The following is a 23464-nucleotide window of genomic DNA, read 5'->3' as shown; positions in this document are numbered from 1 at the left end:
AATAACACACAGGAACCATCATCATGAAAAAGACACTGACGTTGATCGCCGCAGCAACCCTGAGCGCCCTGAGCTTTGCCTCCTGGGCTGATACCCTGACCGTGGGCGCGTCCAACACGCCGCATGCGGAAATCCTGGAGCAGGCGAAGCCGATTCTGGCGAAGCAGGGTATCGACCTGGAGATCAAACCGTTCCAGGATTACATCCTGCCGAACACCGCGCTGGCCGGTCGTGACATCGACGCCAACTACTTCCAGCACATCCCGTACCTGAACAGCGTGCTGAAAGATCACGCCGGGGACAAAGAGTACGATTTCGTCAGCGCCGGTGCGATCCACATCGAGCCAATCGGTATCTACTCCAAAAAGTACAAATCGCTGAAGGATCTGCCGGAAGGCGGCAAAATCATCATGCGTGATGCGGTCTCTGAAGAGGGTCGTATTCTCTCTATCTTCGAGAAAGAGGGCGTGATCAAGCTGAAGCCGGGCATCGACAAAGTGACCGCGCGCATCAGCGATATCGTTGAGAACCCGAAAAAACTGCAGTTTACCCCGAACGTTGAAGCCTCTCTGCTGCCGCAGATGTACAACAACGACGAAGGCGCTGCGGTGGTAATCAACGCCAACTACGCCATCGACGCCGGTCTGGATCCGGTTCACGACCCGATCGCGGTAGAGAGCGGTGAAAACAACCCGTACGCCAACATCATCACCGTGCACCGTGGCGATGAGAAGAAGAAGGATATCGTGGCGCTGGTGGACGTGCTGCACTCTAAAGAGATTCAGGACTGGATCCGCACCAAATACAAAGGCGCCGTGATCCCGGTTAACAACTAATCCCCTGATTCTGCGTTTAAAAAGCCCGGTGAGTCTCTCGCCGGGCTTCTTTTTTGTATAAGGCTAATGAATGCTTTAAGCTGGCGTTTTCAGGCAATGGAGTGAAGGTCATGGGCAATGTCACCAAAGACGAAGCGCTGTATCAGGAGATGTGTCGCGTGGTAGGTAAAGTGGTGCTGGAGATGCGCGATCTCGGGCAGGAGCCGAAACATATTGTGATCGCCGGGGTCCTGCGCACCGCGCTGGCGAACCAGCGGGTGCAACGCAGTGAATTAACCACCCAGGCGATGGAAACCGTCGTTAAAGCGCTGGCCGGTTAACCTGCCAGCGTTTTGCCAGCTGTTCAATTCCGCAGCACAGCAGGTAATAGACCACCCCCGTAAAGACAAAGATAGCCGCCGGGTAGATCTGCACCCGGTTGTTGACCTGGCCTGCGACGGTGGTCAACTCCGGGACGTTGACGATAAAGGCCAGCGAAGTATCTTTCAGCAGGCTGATAAAAATCCCCAGCAGCGAAGGTAAGGTGTTGCGCAACGTCTGCGGCAGCAGCACCCACACGAGCGTTTGCAGCGCGCCAAACCCCTGCGCCTGCGCTGCCTCAACCTGCCCGGCAGGCAGCGCCCGCAGCCCGGCCAGCACCGAGTGCATCACCGCGGCGGCGGTAAACCACGCCAGCGCCAGGGTCACGGTCAGCGCCCCGGGGAGATCGCCGCCGGTCATCAACGGCAGCAGATACCACAGCCAGAAAATGACAAATATCAGCGGAATACCGCGAATGATCTCGGCCCACAGAAACAGGGTGCTGCGTATGACGCCCGGAAATCGCCACGCCAGCCCCGCCAGCGCAATCCCGCCGGGTAACGCCAGCGCCGCCGCGCCGAAGGCCATCATCAGCGTCAGCAAGACGCCGCCGGGTTGCCCGGCCGCGGCCCGCCCCCAGAGCAGATAATCCAGGTTATCGGTAATCACAGTGAATCCGGCTAGCATTTCTTTTCACTCCGGGGAATCAGCGCGGCTCTTTGCCGCCGTTCGCGTGCAGGACCCAGTTTCGTCAGCAGGACGCCCATCGCCACGCCGCTGAGCAGGTACAGCACCGTGCCGACGCTGAACGCCTCCAGGGCGTGGGCGTTATAGCTCTCGATCTGCCGCACCTGGTAGGTCAGTTCCGCAAAGCCAATCCCGCTCGCCAGCGACGAGAGTTTCATCAGGTTAAGATACTGACCCACCACCGGCTGCCAGGCGTTCGCCAGCCCCTGCGGCAGCAGGATGTAGCGCAGCAGCGGCCAGGCGGAAAAGCCCTGCGCCAGGGCGGCTTCCCGCTGCCCGGCCGACACGGCGCGCAGCCCGGCGGAAATCTCCTCGGTCAAAAAGGCGGAGGTAAAGACCCCCAGCCCCCAGGCGGAGCAGAGAAACTCCGGCGTGAACCACCAGACCTGGCCCGGCAGCACCGACCAGGGGTGATCGTCCATCACAAAGGTGCGCAAATCCGCAGGCAGCCCGTTCCAGGCGGCGAAATACCAGAACAGGAGCTGCACCAGCAGGGGGGTATTGCGAAACAGCGAGATCCACGCGGCGACGATTTTCGCCCCGATGCGTCCCCCGGCGAGACGCAATCCCAGACAGGCGAGGGTGATGAGGCTGGCGACCACCATTCCCGCCAGGGTCACCCACAGGGTGGTGAGAAAACCGGAGAGGATCCACTGCAAGGGCTGGCCGGTCAGCACCCCTTGCCAGTCGAGGGGCGGCATCACGCGCCTCCCGGATGCAGCGGGTTAAGCACCTTCTGCAGAAAACGCTGGGTGCGCGGATGAGTGGGATGCTGGAAGAACTGCTCCGGCGGAGCCACCTCCAGAATATGCCCCCCGTCGATGAACACCACCCGGTCGGCAATCTCCCGGGCAAACTGCATCTCATGGGTGACGACAATCATGGTGATCCCGCTGTGGGCGAGGGCCTTCATCACCAGCAGCACTTCGCCAATCATCTCCGGATCGAGTGCCGAGGTGGGCTCATCAAACAGGATGATCTGCGGCGAGGAGGCCAGCGCCCGGGCGATCGCCACCCGCTGCTGCTGTCCGCCGGATAAGGCCTCCGGATAATGATCGGCTTTATCCGGCAGGCCCACCTGCGCCAGCAGCGCCTCAGCGCGGGTGTCGGCCTCGGCGGGCCGCCAGCCGTGAACGTGCTTCAGCGCCAGGGCGATGTTTTGCCGGGCCGTCAGATGGCTGTAGAGGTTGAACTGTTGAAAGACAAACCCAACCCGGCTGCGCAGCTGGCGCAATGCCTGGCGGCTAAGCTGACGCGTCGATTTGCCGTCGATCAGGATGTCGCCTGAGGTGAGGGTTTCCAGCTGGTTAATAAGGCGGATCAGCGTCGATTTCCCGGAGCCCGAAGGGCCAAGAATAGCCACCACTTCACCCGGCGTGACGCTGAGATTGATGCCTTTCAGCACCGGGCGGTCGCCGTAGCGTTTTGCCACCTCAGAAAAGGTGACGCTGGCCTGCGCCAGATGTGAAAAATCCGCGGCAGGTGCCGCGGAGCGTGAAAATAAACCTGACAGCATATTACTGGGCTTCTATTTTAAAGGCGCGCGGCTGCGGGGAGGGGGTTTGTGGACCAAACCAGACGTCGTAGATCTTCGCCGCCTCGCCGTTACTCTCCAGCTTCACCAGCTCGTCGTTCACCACTTTCAGCAGCGCGGTTTCCCCTTTCTTCACCCCGACGCCGATCTCCTCCTTACTCAGCAGGTCAGGAAGAATTTTAAAGTTGGCTTTGTCCGGGGCCTGGGCCAGCAGCCCGGCCAGAATGGTGCTGTCCTGAGTGATCGCCTGCACGTTGCCGTTGCGCAACGCCGTCAGCGCCAGCGGGATATCGTCATAGGAGAGCACGCGGGACTGCGGGAAGCGCTGATGCAGCGCCTGCTCCCCGGTGGTGCCTTTGACCGCCCCGATTCGCGCCTTGCTGTAGGCCTCCAGTTTATCCGCCCCTTTGGCCGGAACCAGGAACTGCTGCCCGGTCACGAAGTAGGGAGTGGAGAAATCGATCACCTGGGCCCGCTCCGGGGTGATGGTGATATCCGCCACGATCAGATCCGCCTTGCCCGACTGCAGCAGCGGGATACGGTTAGCCGGGTTGGTGGCGACCAGCTCCAGCTTCACCCCGAGGGTTTTCGCCAGCGCTTTGGCGAAATCCACGTCATAGCCGACGATGTCGTGGCTTTTTGCATCTATCGAGCCGAACGGCGGGTTAGCGTCGAAGGTTGCGACTTTCACCACCCCTGCCGCCTTGATATCGGCCAGCTGGTCTGCCAGCGCCTGCGTCGAAGCAATCCCACCTGCGGCCAGCAAACTCAATGCCAGTGCCAGTTTTTTGTATGTTGCCATAGTATCCTCTGAGTCTGTTTTTTTGTTTTGTCCTGCTACGCTCCCATAACCGTCCCTGGCCGCCAAATGCCAATATCGTCTTTGCTATGTGAAAAAAATCATTAGTGAACAGCCTGTTACCGACCGGTAAAAAGAAGAGCTGCTTTTGCGATCCGCGCACATCTTCTGCCGGAATCGGCATTTCTCGCCGCGCCAGATTGCTGGTTTACTGCATACATACTGAACAGATGAGGAACAGGGCAATGGGCAAACTGATGAGTACGTTACGGCGGTTTTTTGCCGCGAAACCGGAAGAGAACAGCGCGCAGCGTATTATTGAATCCATTTTGCCGGTTGCCAGCCTGTATGGCGTGGACATCGCCAACATCGACCCGGAGTGGTTCCATGAGCAAACGCAACGCTGAACACCGCCACGTGCGGGAAACCTACTGGAACGAGGTGTGCGTGATCCCGCGCACGCCCCGCCATTCTGGACGCTAACATCCAAAAATCACCGCAAGTTTTGTCCCCCGCTTAGCTTCCTGCTAAGGTCTCTGGCGTCTTTTCTCGCGTCAGATAAATGAATGAACAGCCAAAAATTTTTACAACGTGGATTTCTGATCTGGCTGATTGCCTGCCTGCTGAGCAGCGTGCTGCTGTATGCCGAACAGATCCGCCGTCAGTTCTGGGATCTGGACCGGGAGTTTGCCGCGGCCTTTGCCGAGGCGGGGGCGGTTCTGACGCAGAACGAATCGGTGCTGCCGCTGTTAAATGGCGACGAAGAACTGGCGGCGCTGCGTAAAAAATTCCCGCAAATCCTCGACCTGCAAAAGACCCAGGGGCGTGCCCTCGACGCCGCGCGGGTTGAACCCGTGGGCGACAGGCAGTACTGGCTTTACAACCCCTGGCGACAGATCCGGGTACTCATTGATACCCGGTCGGTGATCGGTGCCTGGCCGCATTTTACCCGCCTCAGCCTGGATCTCCGCGGCGACGCCTCGCCGCCGCCGACGGAGGCCTTCTGGCACTGGCAACGCCAGTTCACTCAGCACACCCAACCCTTTATTCTGCGGGCCGACGCCCGACCGGCGTGGCTGAACGTGGCCCTGGTGCCGCATTTTCTGCTCTGGCTGGGGTGGGCCGTGGTGATGGCGGCAGGCGGCGTGATCCTCTGGCAGCGTAAGCAGCGGCAAAACGCCGACCAGCGCGCCCGCTATTACCAGCATGCCAGGCTCAATACCCTGGGGGAGATCACTGCGGGCATCGTGCATGAGATCAACCAGCCTCTGACCGCGGTCCAGACCTGGATCCAGGGGGCGCAGCGTCAGCTGCGGCAGGGTAACCCCGAGGCGGTCTCTCAGGCTCTCGGCTCGGCGCTGGTGCAAACCCAGCGAATAGGCGAGCTGCTGACCCGCTTTCGGGAACATGTTACTCAGGAGAGGGTGGACCTCGTCGAGGTGGATCTGGCCCGCTGTTGGCAACAGGTGGGCAACCTGCTGGAGCACGAGCGCACCGCCAGTCCCGTCCGTCTTACCCATGATTTTGCCCCGGATGCCCGCACTCTCTGCGCCGACCGGCTGTGGCTGGAGCAGGTGCTGCATAACATCCTCAGCAACGCCATCCAGGCGCAGCAGGAGCGAGCGGCGGGCTGGGTACACATCCGCAGCCAGCGCAGCGGGGAGTTCATTCAGATTGAGATTACCGACGGCGGGCCGGGCTTTACCCCGGATGCCTTACATAACGCCTTTATGCCCTTCTATAGCGGGCGGCAGGGCGGTATCGGCCTGGGCATGACCTTAACGGAGTCGTTAGTCACCAGAATGAATGGCACCCTGACGCTGGATAACCCCCCGGAAGGCGGGGCCAGGGTCCGGTTGCAGTTTGCTTATCACGGGAGTCAGAAAAATGGATAACGTCATCTGGTTAATTGACGATGATGCCTCGGTCAGGGAGTCGCTGGTGTTTCTGCTCTCCGGGATGAAGTGGCGCGTTGAGCCTTACGAGAGTATTGCCGCCTTCACCGCTGCTCACGGCGAGGAGAAGGCCCTGACCGGCTGCCTGCTGCTGGATATGCGCATGCCGGGTAAAGGCGGGCTGGCCTGGCTGGAGGAGGGGGCATGGCCCTGGCCGCTGCTGCCGGTGATCCTGATGACCGGCCACGGCACCATCGATGCCTGTCGCCGGGCGTTTCATAACGGGGTGTTTGAGTTTTTCACCAAGCCGCTGGATGCCGACAAGTTGATTGAATCCATCGCCGCCGCGCTGGCCGAGAGCCAGCAGCGGGTGGGGCGCTGGCAGGAGGCCAGGCGGGTCAGGGCGCTGTTTGAGCAGCTCACTGCCCGGGAACACGAGGTGCTGCTGGCCCTGATGGAGGGGAGCAGTAATAAAGAGGTCGCCGCCCGACTCAACCTCTCGCCGCGAACGGTGGAAGCGCACCGGGCAGCGGTGTTCCTCAAGCTGGGGGTCGCCAGCCTGGTACAGGCCATCCGGGAATATGACAAATTGCAATCCGTAGAACTACCAGGATAACCCCGTAGTCAACCGAATAACATTCCTTCGCCCGCTTCGGTACGCTGCATCTGTTTCCACTTACCCGAGGATGTGCGATGAAAAAGTTAATGATGGCAGCAGTCTGTGTGGTCGGGATGGTCAGCGTATCGGCGCAGGCCCAGTCCGTGACGCAAAAGAATCTCTCCCTGACCCAGGCGAACGCGTTAGCCAGCGCGGCTATTCAGGCCTGCACGACCAAAAATTATCAGGTCAGCGTCACGGTGGTGGATCGTGCCGGGGTGGTTAAAGCGGTACAGCGCACGGACAATGCCGGTCCGCACACCCTGAAAGCCAGCGAGATGAAAGCCTTTACCGCGCTCAGCACCAAAAATGCCTCAGGCAAGGTAATGGAGTCCGCGCAAAGCAACGCGGGGGCTCAGAACCTGCGTGATATCCCGGGTCTGCTGCTGCTGGCCGGTGGTTTGCCGGTGAAGGAAGGGGATGAAGTGATCGGGGCCATCGGGATTGGCGGCGCGCCGGGTGGGCATCTGGATGAAGCCTGCGCCCAGCAAGCGATTGAGGCTATGACGAAAGCGTAATCATTTTCCGGCCTAGGGGTAGTGTTGTAGGCCGGGTAAGGCGAAAGGCGCCACCCGGCAAAAAGCCCCGGACGATCGCCGGGGCTTTTTACATCAGATCTTGCAGGCGTCGCCGCAGTCATCGTCCGCTACAATCGCCTGGGCTTTTTTATCCGCATCTTCAAGGCGTTCTGCGTTACGTTCTTCCGCTTCATCCAGCCCGTCAAACACCAGATTGTTGAGATCAATTTCCATCATTTACCTGCTTTGTTCGGTTTTTGTTCCAGGTCGTATTATAGAGCAAAACAAGGGAGTGAGGCACCCCAGCGCACATAAGGATAATCCTTGCCATACTCATCTCTTATCCGGCTAAGGAGACCTCATGATCGTCCTCTGTAAAACCTGCGGCACGTCCTATGACGTGGAACCGCAACAGTGCGCCATTTGCGAAGATGAACGCCAGTACGTGCCCGCGACCGGGCAGGCGTGGGTGGATTTCAGCACCCTGACCGCCACCCACAGCAACAAGTGGCAGCAGCTCGAAGAGAATCTGCTGAGCATCAAAACCGTTCCCACCTTTGCCATCAGCCAGCGGGCGATCCTGCTGCGTACCCCGCAGGGGAACGTGCTGTGGGACTGCATCGCCAACCTCGACCCCGCCACCCATGATCTGGTGACGGCGTTGGGCGGGATCGACGCCATTGCCATCTCCCACCCGCACTACTACACCACCATGCAGGACTGGGCCGCGGCCTTTGATGCCCCGGTGTATCTGCATGCCAGCGATCGCCAGTGGGTGATGCGCGACAGTCCCGCCCTGCGCTTCTGGGAGGGGGATGCCCTTGAGATTGCCCCGCAGGTCAGGCTGCTGCGGCTGGGCGGCCACTTTGCCGGGGGTACGGTGCTGCACTGGAATTTTGACGGGGGTGTAGTGCTGGCCGGGGATATCCTGCAGGTGACCCCGGGAAAAGACGCGGTCTCCTTTATGTGGAGCTACCCGAATATGCTGCCGCTGCCGGCCAGTGAGGTAAGCAGGATCGCCGCCCGTCTGGACGATGTGCGCTTCGAACGGCTCTACGGGGCCTTTGAAGGGCAGAACATTTCCGCCCACGCGCGGGAGATTGTCATGCGGTCGGCGCAGAAATATATTGCTTGTCTGAACTCGGGCCCGGTGGGTAAACTCGAAAAACCGTGATCTCGATCATGCCTGTACAATCACAAAAAAATGAGACTTTGCTATGCAACATATCATTGAAGGTTTTCTCAGCTTTCAAAAAGAAGTTTTTCCGCAACGTAAAGACCTGTTCCGCAGTCTGGCCTCCAGCCAGAATCCCAAAGCGCTGTTCATCTCCTGTTCTGACAGCCGTCTGGTGCCGGAATTAGTCACCCAGCAGGAGCCGGGACAGCTCTTTGTCATTCGTAATGCGGGTAACATCGTGCCACCTTTCGGACCAGAGCCGGGCGGCGTCTCCGCCACCATCGAATATGCCGTAGTGGCGCTGGGCGTCACCGATATCGTGATCTGCGGCCACTCCAACTGCGGTGCTATGAAGGCAATTGCCGACAACGCCAACCTCGAGCCGATGCCGGCCGTGTCGCACTGGCTGCGTTACTCCGATGCCGCCAAAGCGGTGGTGGAGAATAAAACCTGGGACACCCCGACCGACAAGGTCAACGCCATGGTGCAGGAAAACGTCTTCGCCCAGCTGAGCAACATCAAAACCCACCCGTCGGTGGCGGTCGGCCTGCGTAACAACGCTATCCGCCTGCACGGCTGGGTTTACGATATCGAAAGCGGGGACATTCGCGCCCTGGACAAAGAGTCGAAAACCTTCGTCTCCCTGTCCGAAAACCCGGGCGTCTACTTCGAGTAACACGCACCTTCAGGGCGGGTTTTCCCGCCCTGAGTCTTTTAAGGCAGCGCTTCCAGCCTGCGTCCCGCCCGCTTCGCCGTTTCAGGCAGCAGATCCTCCGCCGTGACATAACCGTCCGGATCGAGGCAGCGATTGGCCGCTCTGGCCTGGGCAAGGATCTTTTCATCCCAGTAGATGCGCTTACGCCGATCGCCCTCGGTGGTGAGGATGCATTCCATATCGCCGCTCAGCGCGCGGTAAGAGCGCCAGCTGTTCTCCGGAATCGAAATCACCGAGCGCTCAGGGGCGATAATGCTCACCTCTTCACCGTCCACATTCCAGGTCACCTCCAGGGTGCCCTTAAAGACCATGATCACCTGCACGTCCGGGCACAGATGACGCCCGACCAGATGATCGGATTTCAGGCGCAGCCACTCCACGGAGAAGCCGTGCGGATTAACGATAGCGGGAGTCGCGTGTTTATCCTGGCTGATGCCGAAGCCAATCACCGGCGCAATTTCGCCCCCGTGGCCCGGCAGCACCGAATCCAGCAGCCCCGCCGCCGACCAGCGACGATCTTCGCCGGTCACCGCCCGCTGACGCATCTCCTCCACGGAGTAGTGACGCAGGGCGGCAATCTCTTCCGGTGCAAGCGGGGTCAGTAGCCCCGCCGGTTCCGGCAGCGTGTCCCCCGCGTTGACGTCGATAAGCATATTCTCCTTGCTCAGATACAGGCCGTACTCGCGGGCGGCGTCCAGAATCGACGGATGCCAGATAATCCCCCCGGTGTGGTTGCCCCCCAGCACCGTGTAGACCATGCCGCAGGTCTCTTCTTTACTGACGTTGGTAAAGCCGCGGAAGATCCAGGTCGGAATCGACAGAATGGCCGGAGCGCTGAACTCGGCTTCGTTTTCGCCGTTGGCTCCCCAGCGGAATCGCCAGGTCCCCTCATGGATCAAAAAGACTTCGGCGGTGAAGTGCAGGTGCAGGTTGTTGGTCACCCCTTTCGGCATGGCCGCAGCGCCAATGTTAAAGCCGTGCGGCTCCGGGATGTTCACCACCTGGGCGGAGGACTGGGTCACGCCCGGCCCAATAAAAGAGTAGTTCTGCTTGAGGTGGGAGCCGGGAAGTTTGCAATCGATAAACGCCAGATTGCAGGAGACCATATCTTCAGGGGCAACCAGACGGCTTCTGGCCTGTTCCGGGGTAATGTGACGTGCTTTCATTTTCTCTCCTGTTAATAGCCTGATGCGCCGATCGTGGGGATCGTGTTGCCGCGCGCCTGAGCGACGGCTTCGCGCGAGGCGCGGCCAAGTTGCATGACATCGTTGGCGGGGGTGACAAACTGGAAGCCTTCGCCGATACGCCGGGCGGCGGCCTCGCCGGAGGTACAAAAGATCCCGGCGATTTTTTGCTGCTGGCGACAGCGGCTGACAACCAACTCAACGGCGGCCAGCATCTCCGGATGACGGGATTCGGCGCTGGCGCTGCCGGTCAACGTCAGGGACAGATCGTTAGGGCCGATAAACACCCCGTCCAGCCCCTCGGTCGCCAGGATCGCCTCGAGGTTCGCCAGCCCGTCGCGGGTTTCGATCATCGCCAGGGTCAGAATCTCGTCATTGGCGTGCTGAGGGTAATCGGCCCCGCCGTAGAGCAAGCCGCGGGCCGGACCAAAAGAGCGGTTGCCCAGCGGCGGATAGCGGCAGGCGGCGACAAAGCGCCGGGCCTCCTCCGGGGTGGAGATCATCGGGCAGATAATGCCGTAGGCCCCGGCATCCAGCATACGCATGATCTGCGCCGGATCGTTATCGGCCACTCGCACCAGCGGCACCGCCGGGGTGGCGGAGAGCGCCTGCAACATGGCGAGCGCACTGGCGAAGTCGATCATCCCGTGCTGGAGATCGACCGTCACCGCGTCATAGCCCTGATGCCCGAGGATTTCGGCGCTGTAGCTGGAGGGGATCGCCAGCCAGCCGTTGATAATGGCGGCGTTTTCACGTCCCGCCCTGAGTTTATTCTTGCGCATCTGTACACTCCTGAATCCACTGGCGTAGCGGGGGCGCGACCTCATCGGGCGCTTCGAGCAACGTGAAGTGCCCGGCCGCGGCGAGGCTGACGCACCTCGCCTGCGGGGCGCTCTGTGCAACCAGCCGGTGGTGATGGGGCGTGCAGATGGGATCCTGCACGCCGTTGATAATGATGATGGGGCTGGCCAGCGAGGCCAGCGCCCCGCGATTATCCTGCCGGGTAATGGCGATCTCCGTCTGGGCCGCCAGGGTCTCGAGGCCACTCTCCTCCGCCATCCGGCAGATAAGATCGCGTAAGGCCTGGTCAGCCACCCGCGAGGGGGCCACGTACGTCGGCCACAGGCTGGAGGAGAGCCAGCGGGTGAGTCCCTGCTGCCGGGCGGCGCTCACCGCCTCGCGCCGTGCCGGGGCCTGTTCCGGCGGAACGGCAAGGGGATTGACCGACAGCAGCGCCAGTCCGGCAATGCGCCCGGGGGCATCTGCGACCATCTGCAGGGCCACTATTGCCCCCAGCGAAAACCCGGCCAGCAGGAAGCGCGGCGGGAGCTGTTCCAGCAGCCGCTGCGCGGCCTGTTCCGCCGACCTGTCCGCCGTCAGCCTGGGGCAGATCACCGCAGACAGAGAGAGCCGGGCCAGCACCGGCTGCCAGAGCCGGGCGTTACAGAGGGTGCCGCCAAGCAAAACCAGCGGCAGGGCGTGATTATCCACAGTCTCACTCCTCAGGTTGCGGTCCAGCCGCCGTCGACCATCAGCGCGCTGCCGGTGATCATCCCGGCGGCATCGGAGGCCAGGAAGACCACCGGGCCCATAATGTCCTCCACCTTGCCCAGCCGACGCAGCTTGATGTTGTCCAGCACGTAGCGGCGAAACTCGGGCTCGGCCAGCGACGGCGCGGAAAGCGCGGTCTCAATAAAGGTCGGGCAGAGGGTGTTGACCCGGATCCCGTCTTCACCCAGCTCCAGCGCCATGGCTTTGGTTAACCCTTCCAGGGCAAATTTCGACGCGCAGTAGACGCTGCGGCGGGGGCCACCGACGTGGCCCATCTGCGAGGAGAGATGGATGATGGATCCGGCGATCTGCCGATCGCGCATTCGCGCCGCCACCCGCTGGCTGATAAAGAAGGTCGCCCGCACGTTGACCGCCATCACCGCATCGAAGCTGGCCTCGCTGGCCGTCAGGAAGGGCTCATGGCGCGCCAGCCCGGCGCTGTTCACCAGAATGTCGAACGCGGGCAGATCGGCAAGCACCGACTCCACCTGCGCCACGTCGGTGATATCCAGCGCCACCGGGTGCAGCACCAGCTGGTGCTCAGAGGCGAGCATTGCGGCGGCGTCCAGCCCCTGGCGATCCCGGGCGGCGATCCACACCTGTGCCCCGGCGTGGGCCAGCGCGACGGCGCAGGCAAACCCCAGCCCTCGGGATCCGCCCGTCACCAGCGCGCGCTTGCCGTGCAGGCCAAAGGAGGGCATCTCAGGAAAGATCATGGTTACACCTTCTCTCTGACCGGGGCCGGGGTGGCGTAAGGCACCTCCACCTGACCGTAGCGGCGCACGCGAACGTTGGCTTGCTCCGCGTGACCGGCGAAGCCCTCCAGCAGCGACAGCCGCGAGCAGTAGCTGCCGATCTCGGCGGTGGCTTCATCGCTGAGGACCTTCTGCCAGGTGCAGGTCTTCATGAACTTACCGACCCACAGGCCGCCGGTGTAACGCGCCGCTTTTTGCGTCGGCAGGGTGTGGTTGGTGCCGATCACCTTGTCGCCGTAGGCGACGTTGGTGCGCGGGCCGAGGAACAGCGCGCCGAAGTTGGTCAGATTGGCGAGGAACCAGTCGTCCCGGTCGGTCATCACCTGGACGTGTTCAGAGGCGATGCGATCCGCTTCGGCGAGCATTTCGTCGTAGCTGTCACAGACGATGACTTCCCCGTAGTCGTGCCAGGCCTGGCGGGCAATGTCGGCGGTAGGCAGTTTTTCCAGCAGGCGGTCGATCTCCCGCAGCGTCTCTTTGGCAAGCGCCAGTGAGTTGGTCAGCAGAATCGCCGGGGTGGTGACGCCGTGCTCGGCCTGCCCCAGCAGGTCGGTGGCGCAGATTTCGGCATCGACGCTGTCGTCGGCGATCACCAGGGTTTCGGTGGGACCGGCAAAGAGGTCAATCCCGACCCGGCCAAACAGCTGGCGCTTGGCCTCCGCCACAAAGGCGTTGCCCGGCCCGACCAGCATATCCACCGGGGCCAGGGCATCGGTGCCCAGCGCCATCGCGCCAATCCCCTGAATGCCGCCGAGGGCGTAGATCTCGTTGGCCCCGGCCATCTTCTGCGCCGCTACGATGGCCGGGGCAGGCTCGCCGCCGAACGGCGGGGCGCAGCTGACGATGCGGGAGCAGCCCGCCACGTTGGCGGTAATAATCGACATGTGCGCCGAGGCCAGCAGCGGATATTTTCCGCCCGGGACATAACAGCCCACCGCGTTAATCGGAATATTTTTATGGCCGAGGATCACCCCGGGGCGGGTCTCGATTTCCAGATCCAGCAGACAGGCTTTTTGCGCCCGGGCAAAATTAAAAACCTGCTCCTGAGCAAACTCAATATCGTGAATATCCTGACGGCTCAATTTTTTGATGCAGGCATTAATTTCTGCATCGGTCAGGCGATAATCCTGGCGGTCATAGCCATCGAATTTAATAGACAGTTCGCGAATGGCTTTATTCCCGCGTTTTTCAATATCCGCAAGAATAAGCTCCACCGTTTCCCTTATTTGTCGCTGTGCATCCTGACGTTCCTGAACCGGTTTACTGCTTTTAAGTAGATAAGCCACACTCTCTTCCTTCTGTATTTATGATGAGGGGTACCCTCCCGGCGGGCCGGGATTATTTAATCGGGAATAAAAATTACTGGTCGCGCGCGGGCGCGAGGGTGCTATTAAGCGCTAATTCAGTCGACGCCGGTGTTTTACGGGAATAGACCCAGCGCACCGAGAGCGGGGTGGCAATCGCCGCCACGACGGACAGCGCGGCAATAAACAGATAGCCGGACGACAAATTAATGTGCTGCATCATCACGCCCATGATCACCGGTCCGGCGAACATGCCGCAGGAGTAGATGGTCTGGAACAGCCCCATTCGCGTCGACTGCTCATCGGAGGTGGTGTTGACCACGCTCAGGGACATAAAGGCCGCAAACGCCATCCCGAAGGAGAACCCGGCCAGCGCCTGCAGCAGGTAGATCAGATACAGATTGCTGGTGAAGGGGATACCAAAGGTTGAGATGACCTGCAGCACAATGCCCAACACCGCGGTTTTGACCAGCCCCAGGCGCTGATAAAAGACGCTGCTGCACAGGGCTATAGCCAGGGCGTAGAAGATGAGATGGATATTGCTCAGCAGGGTCAGGATCCCGGCGCGGGCACCCAGCTGCTCGGCATAGATCGGGGTGAGGGTGTCGCGGGTGGCAAAGGGCACGAGGATGACGATGGTGGCAAGGATGCCAATCAGCCACACCGAGCGATCGGCCAGCTGCAGGCGGGCCCCGGCGATACAGGCTTTCAGGGTCGGGGCTTTTAGCGGATCGTGGACGTCGCGGATGCGGGTGGTAAGGAACAGTGCCACCAGCGCCGAGACGCAGGAGACGAAAAAGGCGATGTTGTTTGCAAAATAGTGAATTAACAGACCGCCGATACAGTTGCCAAGGAACACTCCCAGCGGCCCGGCCAGCGCCAGAAAGGCCACCGCGGCAGGGGCATCTTTCTGATCAAAGTAGCGAATAAACAGGATGTTGTAGAGCACCCAGGTGGCGGCGGTAACGCCGTCTGCCGCTTTTGCCAGATAGAGGGTGATGGCGTTCGGCTCCAGCCAGGCCAGCGGCCAGGCGACGATCGGCAGCACCAGCGCAAACTGGATAAAGATTTTCCGACTCTTCACCACGTCGGAGACAATCCCCAGCGGGAAGCGGATCAGCAGGGTCGCCAGGCCGCTGGCTCCCATGATGATCCCCATCACCTGCGGCTCCATCCCCTGATTGATCATCATCGGGGCCAGAAATGCATCAATGCTGTGAATACAGATAAAAAACAACACGCTGATGATAAAGAACAGCCGGGCTTCCGGTCGGCGTAACAGTGCTCGAAACATGGTTGAGAACCTCTTCAGAAGTAATGGGTTATAACCATCCAGGTACAACTTTACCGGCCCGCTCCTTATGATGACTGCCCAATCTGCCCGGTACCATTGACGGTATGAAAACTGCGCTGCATACGTATTCAAAAATTGAAGTTACGAAAAGGTTTCAATTTTGTAAAGGTCGTTTGTCACCATTGTGAAAAAAATAATTCTGGCTGTTGCATACGCATGCAAAGATGGTGTAAGACTAAAAAGTACCCGCTTCCTGAAGCGCAGTTTCGCGGGGGGTTACGGCAGGTATCGGGCATAACGCCTTGAATCTGTGCCAGAATGGGGAAGCGAAAGGGATAAGGAACACACGTAATGAAACGTAAGACTTTTACAGCGGTGACCTCGCAGCAGGTGGCGCAGCTGGCGGGAGTATCACAGTCGGCGGTGTCCCGCACCTTCACGCCGGGGGCGAGTATTTCGCCTGCCACGCGTGAAAAGGTGCTGAAGGCGGCACGGGAGCTGGGCTACCGGCCAAACGCCATTGCGCGTTCGCTCAACACCGCCCGCTCGCGCATCATCGGGGTGGTGATCTCCTATTTTGATAACCAGTTTTACCCCCAGGTGCTGGAGGCGCTGGCGCAAAAGCTGGACACCCTCAACTATCACCTGCTGCTGTTTGTCGGTGACCGCGAGGGCAACGTGGATCGGATTTTCGACCAGATCATGCAGTACCGCGTGGACGGCATTGTGCTGGCCTCGGTCACGCTGTCGCTGGATCTGTCGGAGGAGTGTCTGGCCGCCGGGATCCCGGTGGTGCTGTTTAACCGCAGCGAAGAGAGCGGGATGGCCTCAAGCGTCAACAGCAATAACGAGGCGGCCGCCCGTCAGATTGCCGAATTTTTACTGGCCGCAGGGCATCAGCGGTTTGCATTTGTAGGCGGCGTGGCGGATTCGTCCGTCAACATTGCCCGCCAGCGCGGGTATCTGGGCGCTTTGCAGGAGCAGGGAATTGACGATGTCCGGGTGGTCAATGGCAACTATGATCCCCAGCAGACTGCCCGGGCGGCTTATACCCTCTTTTCAGCTTCACCCGCGCCGGACGCCATTTTCGTTGCCAACGACCATATGGCCGTTATCGTGATGGACGTGGCGCGCTACGAGTTTGGCCTGCGGATCCCGGAGGACGTCTCCATCATTGGCTATGACGATATCGGCCCGTCCGGCTGGGCATCCTATGCCTTAACCTCCGCCTCGCAGCCGGTGGAGACGATGGTCGCCGCCACGGTGGAGTTACTGATGAAGCAGATCGACAGCGGCACTATCGAGCCCGAGCAGGTCATCGTCCCGGGCAGGCTGGTGGTTCGCCACTCTGCGCGCCGTCCGCATACGGGCACTATTGATGCAGAGGGTAATTACGTGTTCCAGACCCAGGAGGACAAATGAGCAGATTGCCGGGATTCAGCCCCCAGTTCGACTCCATTCAACAGTTTATTCGCACCCTGACGCACGTGGTCTGGGAGCAGAAGGACATTGGTCAGCTGGCCGACTTTTACGCCACGCCGGTGGTCTTTATCACTCCGGAGAAACAGCTCACCGATCTCGCGCAGTTTATGCGCCTGACCCTCGAGGCGATGCACAGCTTCCCCCAGCGTACGGTGCTGACGGAAGACATTCTGGTGACGGAGAACCCCGGGGAGGAGTATTACGCCGCCCAGCGCACCATCGCCTGTATTCGCCATCAGGGGGAGGGCTTCTTCGGTCCGCCGACCGGGAAAACCGTCTGGGTGCGCACCTGGGCGGATCGAATTTGCGCCGAGGGGGCCGTGCGCCAGGAGTGGCTCCTGCAGGACCGGGCGGCGATTGTGGCCCAGCTGGGGCTCAACGTGCAGGAGTTTGCCCGCAATCTTGGGGTGATGCAGAACCAATTGGGCATCGCCCGGGAAAGCGCCGAAACCCTCGACGCCCGCTGGGCGGGTGGGCCTGAAGGTGATGACGTCGAAGGGCCGATTGCCGGGGTGGTGGAGCGCTATCTGACGATGTGGGCGGGGGGCAACAGCGGCACCGTGCCGGGCCTGTACCATCCTGCCGCCACGCTCTATGCCCCAGGCCACTGCATCGGCACCGGCGAGCAGGAGATCGCCGCGCTGCTCTCGGGCTACCGGGCCTCCTTTGCGGACAGCGAGGTGCAGCTGCACCACCTGATCGTGCGTCGGGATCCCAACGAGCCGGTGCGTATCTCGCTGCGCTGGTCGCTCCTGACCTGGCACGACGGCTACGGCAAGTTTGGCGTTCCGACCCGTAAACCGGTCTCTATTACCGGTATCAGCCAGCTGGAACTGCGCGATGGATTAATTATTCGTGAATATTTAGGAATTGATGAATTAGCTATCTGGTCACAACTCGTTAATTAAGCGCATTATCGTTATCTAAAAATATTTTTTACCTCTGCCGCAATGAATATTGCGGCGCTCTTCTCCATCCATTCCGGGTGCGGGATCGTATTGTCTGAAAATAGATGCAGGAGTTTATATGTCTTCAACCGAAGCAACAAATAAAGCGCCAGCCGTACCTGAGAAAAATAATAAACTCACCCGCGAAGAACCGGTATTACAGGTTGAACGCCGGGACTTTATGGATTTAGTGCCGGAGAAACGCCAGCGCGTACAATCCTTACGGGGATTTGATGATTGCTATACCGATATTGTCGATTATATTGTTCGCTGCACCCATAAAATATGGGATGAACGCGACGTGGGGTTAATTTATACCCACTATACGCACAACTGCGTCTTATATAACGCGCTGGGCACCCTCTATACCCGCGAGCAGGTGGTGCAGGATACCTTACAGCGCCTGGTGGCCTTCCCGGAACGCCGCGGCATGGCGACCCAGGTGATCTGGAACGGTAACGACGTGGACGGCTTCTATACCTCGCATCTGGTCACCGGTAGCGGCCGCCACACCCAGTTCAGCCATCTGGGCAAACCGACCAATCGCACCTTTGTCACCCGCACCGTGGCCGACTGTATGATCCACGAAAACAAAATCTACCGGGAGTGGGTGGTGAGCGACAACATGTCCCTGATGAAGCAGCTGGGGCTCAATACCGACGAGATCGCCTTTAACATGGCGAAAGAGCAGTTCGACAAGGGCTTTCGCGTCACCGACATCGGCGAAAATGGCCGTATGCTGGGGCAGTATCCGCCGGAGATGGTCTGCGACGTCTCCATTGCCCACACCGACACCGAAGAGCAGTGTCTGCGCTGGCTGCACGAGATCTACAACCGCCGGATGCTGGGCAAGATCAAAGAGGTTTACGCCCCGAACGTCCAGTGGCACGGCCCGCTGATGAAAGAGCTGTACGGCACCGCGTCGGTGACGCACCAGACGCTGGCCCTAATCGGCATGATCCCGGACGGCGCCTGGCTGCCGCAGCACATCTGCTCCAATCCGTGCGAGGAGGGCGGTACCAAGGTGGCAGTGCGCTGGATCATTGAGGGTCACCATCTGGGCTACGGCGAGCTGGGTAAACCGACCGGCGAGCGCCTGTTCGTGATGGGCATGTCTCACTACCACATTATCAACGGCAAAATCGTCGACGAGTGGGTGGTTTACGATCACCTGGCACTGCTGGCGCAAATCAAACTGGGTCAAATGGAGGAAGCATAATGTCTGTACAGTCAATCGTTGACCAGGTGAGCTGGATCAAACGTCCTCAGGGGCAGGATGCGCAGGCCGACAGGTCGTTAACCGACACGGTCAGCGCCATTATCGAGCGCGTGAAGCGTGACGGCGACACGGCCCTGAAAGATTTCTCACAGCAGTTTGATAAGCTGGTGCCAGCGCAGTTTGAAGTCACCACCGAGGAGATCGAAACCGCGCTCAGGGAGATGGATCCCCAGACCCGGCGCGACAGCGAGTTTGCCATCCAGCAGGTGCGCCGCTTTGCCGAGGCTCAGCTCGCCACCATGCAGCCGCTGGAGGTGGAAACCCTGCCCGGCGTCCATCTGGGACACCGTATTATCCCCGTTCAGACGGTGGGTTGCTACGTCCCGGGAGGCCGCTACCCGATCCTCTCCGCACCGGTGATGTCCATCGTGCCCGCGACGGTGGCCGGGTGTGAACAGATCATTGCCTGTCTGCCCCCCGGGGCGCATCCGGCGATGATTGCGGTGTGCCACCTGGCAGGGGCACACCGGATCTTTAAAATCGGCGGCGCGCAGGCTATCGCCGCCATGGCCTGGGGTACCGAAAGCGTCCCGGCGGTGGATAAAATCGTCGGGCCGGGCAACGCCTTTGTGAATGAGGCCAAGCGCCAGGTGTTCGGCAAGGTGGGGATCGACGCCCTGGCTGGGCCGAGCGAGATCTTCACCATCGCCGACGACAGCGCGGATGCGCGCATTATTGCCGCCGATCTGCTGGCCCAGGCCGAGCATGATGTCCACACCCGCGTGGGGCTGGCGACCACCAGTCAGGCGATTGCCGAAGGCGTGCTTTCGGAGATCGAGCGCCAGCTCAAGTCGCTGCCTACCGCCGTCACGGCGGGCGAGGCCTGGCGTCGTCAGGGTGAAATCGTGGTCTGTGACAGCGAAGCGCAGCTGATCGCCTTCGCCGACTACATGGCGACCGAGCATCTGCAGGTGCATACCCGGGATCCGCACGGCACGGCGGCGAAAATTCGCAACTACGGCTCGCTGTTTATCGGCCAGAACGCCAGCGTGGTCTTCTCGGATAAATGCTGCGGCACCAACCATACCCTGCCGACCATGGCGGCGGCGCGCTATACCGGCGGGCTGTGGGTAGGGGCCTACGTGAAAATCTGTACCCATCAGTGGATCGACGAGCAGGGCATCGCCGCGATTGCGGAGCCGGCAATCCGCCAGAGCCGTACCGAGGGGATGCAGGGCCACCGCCGCGCCGCGGAGATCCGTCTGCGTCCGGAGGCGCTGGACGCCATCATCTCCGGGCTGCGCGACTAAGGGTGACGGGAGGTCGGGCGCTGGCCTGGCCTCCGGCATGATAAGGGATGCGATGAAAAGACCACGGCTGATTCCCCCGGCGGACGCTGTTGCGGAGATAACCCAACGGCTGGCGATTATCAACGCAAATCCGCAGCTTAACGCCCTTCTCGGGGTTAACCCGAATGCCCTTGCTGAGGCGGCGCAGTATCAGTCGCTGCGCCGTCGCGGCCAGCTTACCGGCCCTCTGCACGGCGTGCCGCTGATCGTCAAAGATAACATCGCCTGCGCCGGGCTGCCTCTGACCCTGGGCTGCGCCGCGCTGGCTCAGCTGCGGGCGAGCACCGATGCGCTGGTGGTGCGTCGGCTGCGGCAGGCCGGGGCGATTATTCTGGCCCGGGCGAACATGTCCGAGTTTGCCTTTGACGTCCGCTCCCGCAGCTCGCTCGGCGGGGACGTGCGCCATCCCCACTTCCCGACCCTTACCGCGGGCGGCTCCAGCGGGGGCAGCGCCGCGGCGGTGGCGGCCGGGATGGCGGAGGGGGCGCTGGGCACCGATACCGGCGGCTCAATCCGTATTCCGTGCAGCTATACCGGGCTGGTGGGGTTAAGGCCGCGGGTGCGCAGGGGGCAGATGGAGGGCATCGCGCCGCTCTCCCTGAGTAAGGACACGGTGGGCCCGATGGTGCACAGCGTGCAGGACGCGGCCCTGCTGCACGCCATTATCCATGGGCAGATGCCGTCCGCCGTTGAACCGGTGTCGCTGAAAGGCGTGCGGCTCGGCGCGATCCGCGTGCTGGAAGGGGAGGATCCTGATCAGCTGGCGGTCTGGTATGACGCCCTCGCGACCCTGAGACGGCAGGGCGCGACACTCGTCGACATTGACCTGCCGATCCTGCCCGAGGTGGCGAGTGCCACCTGCCTGAGCCTGTATGAATTTCGCGTGGCCTTTGACGCCTGGCTGCAGCAGCACCCTGGCGCACCTGCGGATCTGGGGGCGATTGTCGCCTCCGGGCAGTTTTTGCCGGAGTTCAGGCCGCTGCTGACCCAAATGCTCACCTGCGAGAGGTTAAGAACGCCCCCGTGGTTGGCCGGACGGCAGCTGCGGCGTCGGCTGCGCCAGACCCTGGGGCTGCTGGCGGAGAAGGGGCGGCTGGACGGTTTTGTCTATCCGACGGTGGGGCGGATCCCGTACAGCCTGGAGAAAATGCCGCCCGGCTGCGCGCCCGAGCTGGCGGCTATCAGCGGCTTTGCCGCCATCACGCTCCCCTGCGGCACCACGCCAACCGGCTTTCCCGTGGGGCTGGAGATCCTCGCCCCCGGCGGGGAGGAATCGGCACTGCTGGCGCTGGCCGCAGCCTGCGAAACCGCGTTTAGTCTGGCGTAAACGGCAGCCGTCGGCGCACCCGTGTGGCGGGCTGCACCGCGGCTTTCGCCATCGCCTCGCCAATTTCGGCGCACACCACCAGCCCCTGAACAAAGGGGCGGTCGTGCATCAGGTACGGCAGGGCCCCGAAGGCAATTTTCCCGCGCAAGTAGTCCGGGGCGAGAAGGGTGTAGTCATCCCCGACCTCGGGGATCTCTTCGCCAGCCGACTCCAGCTGGTGGCGCAGAACCGGGAACGGCAGGTCTTTGGTTTTGAGCGGTTGCTGCCCGCGCGCGTCGATAAACACATCGAAATACCAGGCCTCGCCCCGGGCGTGGATCACCGTCCGGTCCTCTTTTACCGCCATCTCATAATCGTCACCCAGGGTCAGAATGCTGATGATGCCCGCTTCGCGCAGGGCCAACAGTCTGCGGATCGACTGGGACGGGATTGCCGCATAGTTGTCGATGAAAATACGTGCCAGACCGGCCTTAAAGCGTGCCTTGTCCTGTTTCGTCAGGTGCGGCACAATTTTCTCGACGGCTTCGTGCAGGCGCAGGATGGTGTAGCGCCAGGGCACCGTGCGTTTGTCGCGCTTGTTGCGCTCCACTTCATCGAGGTTAGCGACCGCCCAGCGGAACGGGCCGTGTTTTTCCCGGTCGGCAAACCAGGCGTCGCGAATGCTGTCGGCCGTGAGGGTCTCCAGCGCTATAGCGTCGCACCACTGCGGGTCGGCGTGCTGAAGCTCGGCAACGATCAGCGCAAAGATGCGGTCGAGTAAGCCCTCGGAGCCCTGTTCAATGGCGGCGTCGATTGCCGGTTCGGTGGCAAGCGTTAACGGCTCGTAGGGGATCGGACAGTAGAAGTCGGCTTCCGGCAGGATGCCCGAGCGGGACATCAGCACGATCTTCAGCGCTTCGCTGCCCTCGTCTAACCGGAACTGGATCTGTTCATCATCCGACTCGATGAATTTGCCGTGCTGAACGGCGACGGCCATCGCCGCGTCCAGCCCGCTCAGGGAGGTGCCCATAATGCCCACGTCGCAGGCGCGGATCCTGGCCTCCATCAGCCCGGACCAGGGGCTGGGGAAGTATGAGCGAGAGGCCGCATCTTCCTCAGGCCAGACGTGTCCGGTGGCAATAACGGCAAGGTCGAACAGCGTCGGTGCGGCGTCACCTTCCGCCAGGATATTGACCCCGTCCGGGGTGGCCTCCACGTCGGTGACCTGGCAGGACTCGCGCACCGCGATCTCAAAGCCCGCTTTTTTCGCCTCCTCAACCAGCTGCACGAATTGATCGCGGAAATACTCCCCCAGCAGAATGCGCGGCAGGAACTGCCGCACGTGCAGGGTCGATTTCTCCACGCCGTAGCGCGCCAGATGGGCGTCGTTCTGGGTGCGCAGCCAGTCGATATAGGTTGAAAACAGGGGCGGGATTTCAATGCTGGCGATATTGGCCAGCATCAGTCTGGAGTTATCTTCGTCGCTGTAGGGCATGCCGACACCGGCTTTTTCAGCCTGCTCGAAGACCGTGATGCAAAGCGGCGTCCGATGGTTCAGTAGCGAGAAAAACGTATAAATGCCGGTCGGCCCTGCGCCGATAATGGCGATCCTTTTCATCAATGCTCACCCTTTTTTAGCCTGCCTGAAAGCCGTCTCAGGCACGCACGTTTTTAATCCATGAAAAATAAGTGTGGATGAAAATGCAAAATGAGCAAACCGGCAGCCCGGGGATACCTCTAAATCATTAGTTTTGTGAATGGCTATAAAGTAGAGCATTCACACACTCAATTGTTTTATCTAAAAAAATTAAAAATAACCTGCCTGAATCACGACACATTTTCGCAATTGATACATATCAATTAACTCATTAGCGTTATAGGCAAGAATGCCCCT

25 protein-coding genes are annotated in these 23464 nt (G+C 60.9%); 13 read left to right on the top strand and 12 right to left on the bottom strand.

Features of this window, described 5'->3' with window-relative positions; translation table 11 throughout:
* The first annotated feature begins 23 nt into the window (after positions 1–23).
* Both WFO70_RS07180 and fumD read left to right on the top strand, forming a co-directional pair.
* Positions 24–836 carry a MetQ/NlpA family ABC transporter substrate-binding protein gene (locus WFO70_RS07180; RefSeq protein ID WP_039029111.1) on the top strand — a complete coding sequence of 271 codons (813 nt, stop codon included), beginning with the start codon at positions 24–26 and terminating at the stop codon, positions 834–836.
* A gap of 110 nt (positions 837–946) precedes the next feature.
* Positions 947–1156, top strand: a complete 210-nt coding sequence (fumD, locus tag WFO70_RS07175) for a fumarate hydratase FumD (RefSeq protein ID WP_337015409.1) — start codon at positions 947–949, stop codon at positions 1154–1156.
* On the opposite strand, the gene WFO70_RS07170 is transcribed toward fumD, so the two are convergent.
* From WFO70_RS07170 to WFO70_RS07155, 4 genes are read right to left on the bottom strand one after another with little or no spacing between them, the layout of a single operon-like run.
* Positions 1137–1823 carry an amino acid ABC transporter permease gene (locus WFO70_RS07170; protein ID WP_337015407.1) on the bottom strand — a complete coding sequence of 229 codons (687 nt, stop codon included), beginning with the start codon at positions 1821–1823 and terminating at the stop codon, positions 1137–1139. The two genes, fumD and WFO70_RS07170, sit on opposite strands and share 20 nt — an antisense overlap.
* The gene (locus tag WFO70_RS07165) at positions 1817–2584 is read right to left on the bottom strand and encodes an amino acid ABC transporter permease (protein WP_337015406.1); all 768 of its coding nucleotides are present in this window, start codon (positions 2582–2584) and stop codon (positions 1817–1819) included. The genes WFO70_RS07170 and WFO70_RS07165 overlap by 7 nt, the downstream gene beginning before the upstream one ends.
* Complete coding sequence (locus WFO70_RS07160; protein WP_337015405.1) at positions 2584–3399, bottom strand: amino acid ABC transporter ATP-binding protein; 816 nt, start codon at positions 3397–3399, stop codon at positions 2584–2586. The genes WFO70_RS07165 and WFO70_RS07160 overlap by 1 nt, the downstream gene beginning before the upstream one ends.
* Before the next feature lies 1 nt (position 3400).
* A complete protein-coding gene (locus WFO70_RS07155) occupies positions 3401–4219 on the bottom strand; it encodes an ABC transporter substrate-binding protein (protein WP_337015404.1) in 819 nt (272 codons plus the stop codon).
* Between the two features lie 242 nt (positions 4220–4461).
* On the opposite strand from WFO70_RS07155, the gene WFO70_RS07150 reads away from it, so the two are divergent.
* The 4 genes from WFO70_RS07150 to WFO70_RS07135 all read left to right on the top strand — a co-directional run bounded on the left by WFO70_RS07150 (position 4462) and on the right by WFO70_RS07135 (position 7287).
* The gene (locus WFO70_RS07150) at positions 4462–4623 is read left to right on the top strand and encodes a hypothetical protein (protein ID WP_166182259.1); all 162 of its coding nucleotides are present in this window, start codon (positions 4462–4464) and stop codon (positions 4621–4623) included.
* Between the two features lie 159 nt (positions 4624–4782).
* Positions 4783–6111: a sensor histidine kinase gene (locus WFO70_RS07145; protein WP_337015403.1), complete on the top strand. Its 1329-nt coding sequence runs from the start codon at positions 4783–4785 to the stop codon at positions 6109–6111.
* Positions 6104–6727, top strand: coding sequence for a response regulator transcription factor (locus WFO70_RS07140; RefSeq protein ID WP_337015402.1), 624 nt, complete (start codon positions 6104–6106; stop codon positions 6725–6727). The genes WFO70_RS07145 and WFO70_RS07140 overlap by 8 nt, the downstream gene beginning before the upstream one ends.
* 77 nt (positions 6728–6804) lie before the next feature.
* Entirely contained in the window at positions 6805–7287 is a 483-nt protein-coding gene (locus WFO70_RS07135; RefSeq protein WP_337015401.1) for a GlcG/HbpS family heme-binding protein, read from the top strand.
* A gap of 93 nt (positions 7288–7380) precedes the next feature.
* Here the strand turns inward: WFO70_RS07135 and WFO70_RS07130 are convergent, their stop codons facing one another.
* Complete coding sequence (locus WFO70_RS07130) at positions 7381–7521, bottom strand: hypothetical protein (protein WP_032617828.1); 141 nt, start codon at positions 7519–7521, stop codon at positions 7381–7383.
* Positions 7522–7648: 127 nt separating this feature from the next.
* On the opposite strand from WFO70_RS07130, the gene WFO70_RS07125 reads away from it, so the two are divergent.
* The gene (locus WFO70_RS07125) at positions 7649–8461 is read left to right on the top strand and encodes an MBL fold metallo-hydrolase (RefSeq protein ID WP_337015400.1); all 813 of its coding nucleotides are present in this window, start codon (positions 7649–7651) and stop codon (positions 8459–8461) included.
* Positions 8462–8504: 43 nt separating this feature from the next.
* The gene (locus WFO70_RS07120; protein ID WP_337015399.1) at positions 8505–9140 is read left to right on the top strand and encodes a carbonic anhydrase; all 636 of its coding nucleotides are present in this window, start codon (positions 8505–8507) and stop codon (positions 9138–9140) included.
* Positions 9141–9178: 38 nt separating this feature from the next.
* On the opposite strand, the gene WFO70_RS07115 is transcribed toward WFO70_RS07120, so the two are convergent.
* The 6 genes from WFO70_RS07115 to WFO70_RS07090 form a co-directional block, all read right to left on the bottom strand.
* The gene (locus WFO70_RS07115) at positions 9179–10345 is read right to left on the bottom strand and encodes a cupin (protein WP_337015398.1); all 1167 of its coding nucleotides are present in this window, start codon (positions 10343–10345) and stop codon (positions 9179–9181) included.
* 11 nt (positions 10346–10356) lie between these two features.
* The gene (locus WFO70_RS07110; protein WP_337015397.1) at positions 10357–11145 is read right to left on the bottom strand and encodes an HpcH/HpaI aldolase family protein; all 789 of its coding nucleotides are present in this window, start codon (positions 11143–11145) and stop codon (positions 10357–10359) included.
* Positions 11132–11854: an alpha/beta fold hydrolase gene (locus WFO70_RS07105; protein ID WP_337015396.1), complete on the bottom strand. Its 723-nt coding sequence runs from the start codon at positions 11852–11854 to the stop codon at positions 11132–11134. The genes WFO70_RS07110 and WFO70_RS07105 overlap by 14 nt, the downstream gene beginning before the upstream one ends.
* Before the next feature lie 11 nt (positions 11855–11865).
* Complete coding sequence (locus tag WFO70_RS07100) at positions 11866–12630, bottom strand: SDR family NAD(P)-dependent oxidoreductase (RefSeq protein ID WP_337015395.1); 765 nt, start codon at positions 12628–12630, stop codon at positions 11866–11868.
* A gap of 2 nt (positions 12631–12632) precedes the next feature.
* Positions 12633–13955 carry a histidinol dehydrogenase gene (hisD, locus tag WFO70_RS07095; RefSeq protein ID WP_337015394.1) on the bottom strand — a complete coding sequence of 441 codons (1323 nt, stop codon included), beginning with the start codon at positions 13953–13955 and terminating at the stop codon, positions 12633–12635.
* A gap of 73 nt (positions 13956–14028) precedes the next feature.
* The gene (locus tag WFO70_RS07090) at positions 14029–15267 is read right to left on the bottom strand and encodes an MFS transporter (protein ID WP_337015393.1); all 1239 of its coding nucleotides are present in this window, start codon (positions 15265–15267) and stop codon (positions 14029–14031) included.
* 351 nt (positions 15268–15618) lie between these two features.
* On the opposite strand from WFO70_RS07090, the gene WFO70_RS07085 reads away from it, so the two are divergent.
* The 5 genes from WFO70_RS07085 (at position 15619) to WFO70_RS07065 (ending at position 21591) form a co-directional block, all read left to right on the top strand.
* Positions 15619–16689 (top strand): LacI family DNA-binding transcriptional regulator, encoded by a 1071-nt coding sequence (locus WFO70_RS07085; protein ID WP_337015391.1) that lies wholly within the window; start codon positions 15619–15621, stop codon positions 16687–16689.
* Entirely contained in the window at positions 16686–17657 is a 972-nt protein-coding gene (locus WFO70_RS07080) for a nuclear transport factor 2 family protein (RefSeq protein ID WP_337015390.1), read from the top strand. The genes WFO70_RS07085 and WFO70_RS07080 overlap by 4 nt, the downstream gene beginning before the upstream one ends.
* 118 nt (positions 17658–17775) lie before the next feature.
* Positions 17776–18915: a nuclear transport factor 2 family protein gene (locus WFO70_RS07075; protein WP_337015389.1), complete on the top strand. Its 1140-nt coding sequence runs from the start codon at positions 17776–17778 to the stop codon at positions 18913–18915.
* Positions 18915–20225 carry a histidinol dehydrogenase gene (gene hisD / locus WFO70_RS07070; RefSeq protein ID WP_337015388.1) on the top strand — a complete coding sequence of 437 codons (1311 nt, stop codon included), beginning with the start codon at positions 18915–18917 and terminating at the stop codon, positions 20223–20225. Before WFO70_RS07075 ends, hisD (WFO70_RS07070) begins: the two co-directional genes overlap by 1 nt.
* A gap of 52 nt (positions 20226–20277) precedes the next feature.
* Positions 20278–21591 (top strand): amidase family protein, encoded by a 1314-nt coding sequence (locus tag WFO70_RS07065; RefSeq protein ID WP_337015386.1) that lies wholly within the window; start codon positions 20278–20280, stop codon positions 21589–21591.
* Here WFO70_RS07065 and WFO70_RS07060 read toward each other — a convergent pair.
* Positions 21578–23188, bottom strand: coding sequence for an FAD-NAD(P)-binding protein (locus WFO70_RS07060; protein ID WP_337015384.1), 1611 nt, complete (start codon positions 23186–23188; stop codon positions 21578–21580). The genes WFO70_RS07065 and WFO70_RS07060 overlap by 14 nt on opposite strands.
* Between the last annotated feature and the right edge of the window lie 276 nt (positions 23189–23464).

This window comes from Leclercia sp. AS011, from assembly GCF_037152535.1.
Classification (GTDB): Bacteria; Pseudomonadota; Gammaproteobacteria; order Enterobacterales; family Enterobacteriaceae; genus Enterobacter.
This window is presented reverse-complemented; position numbering and strand designations above follow the sequence as displayed.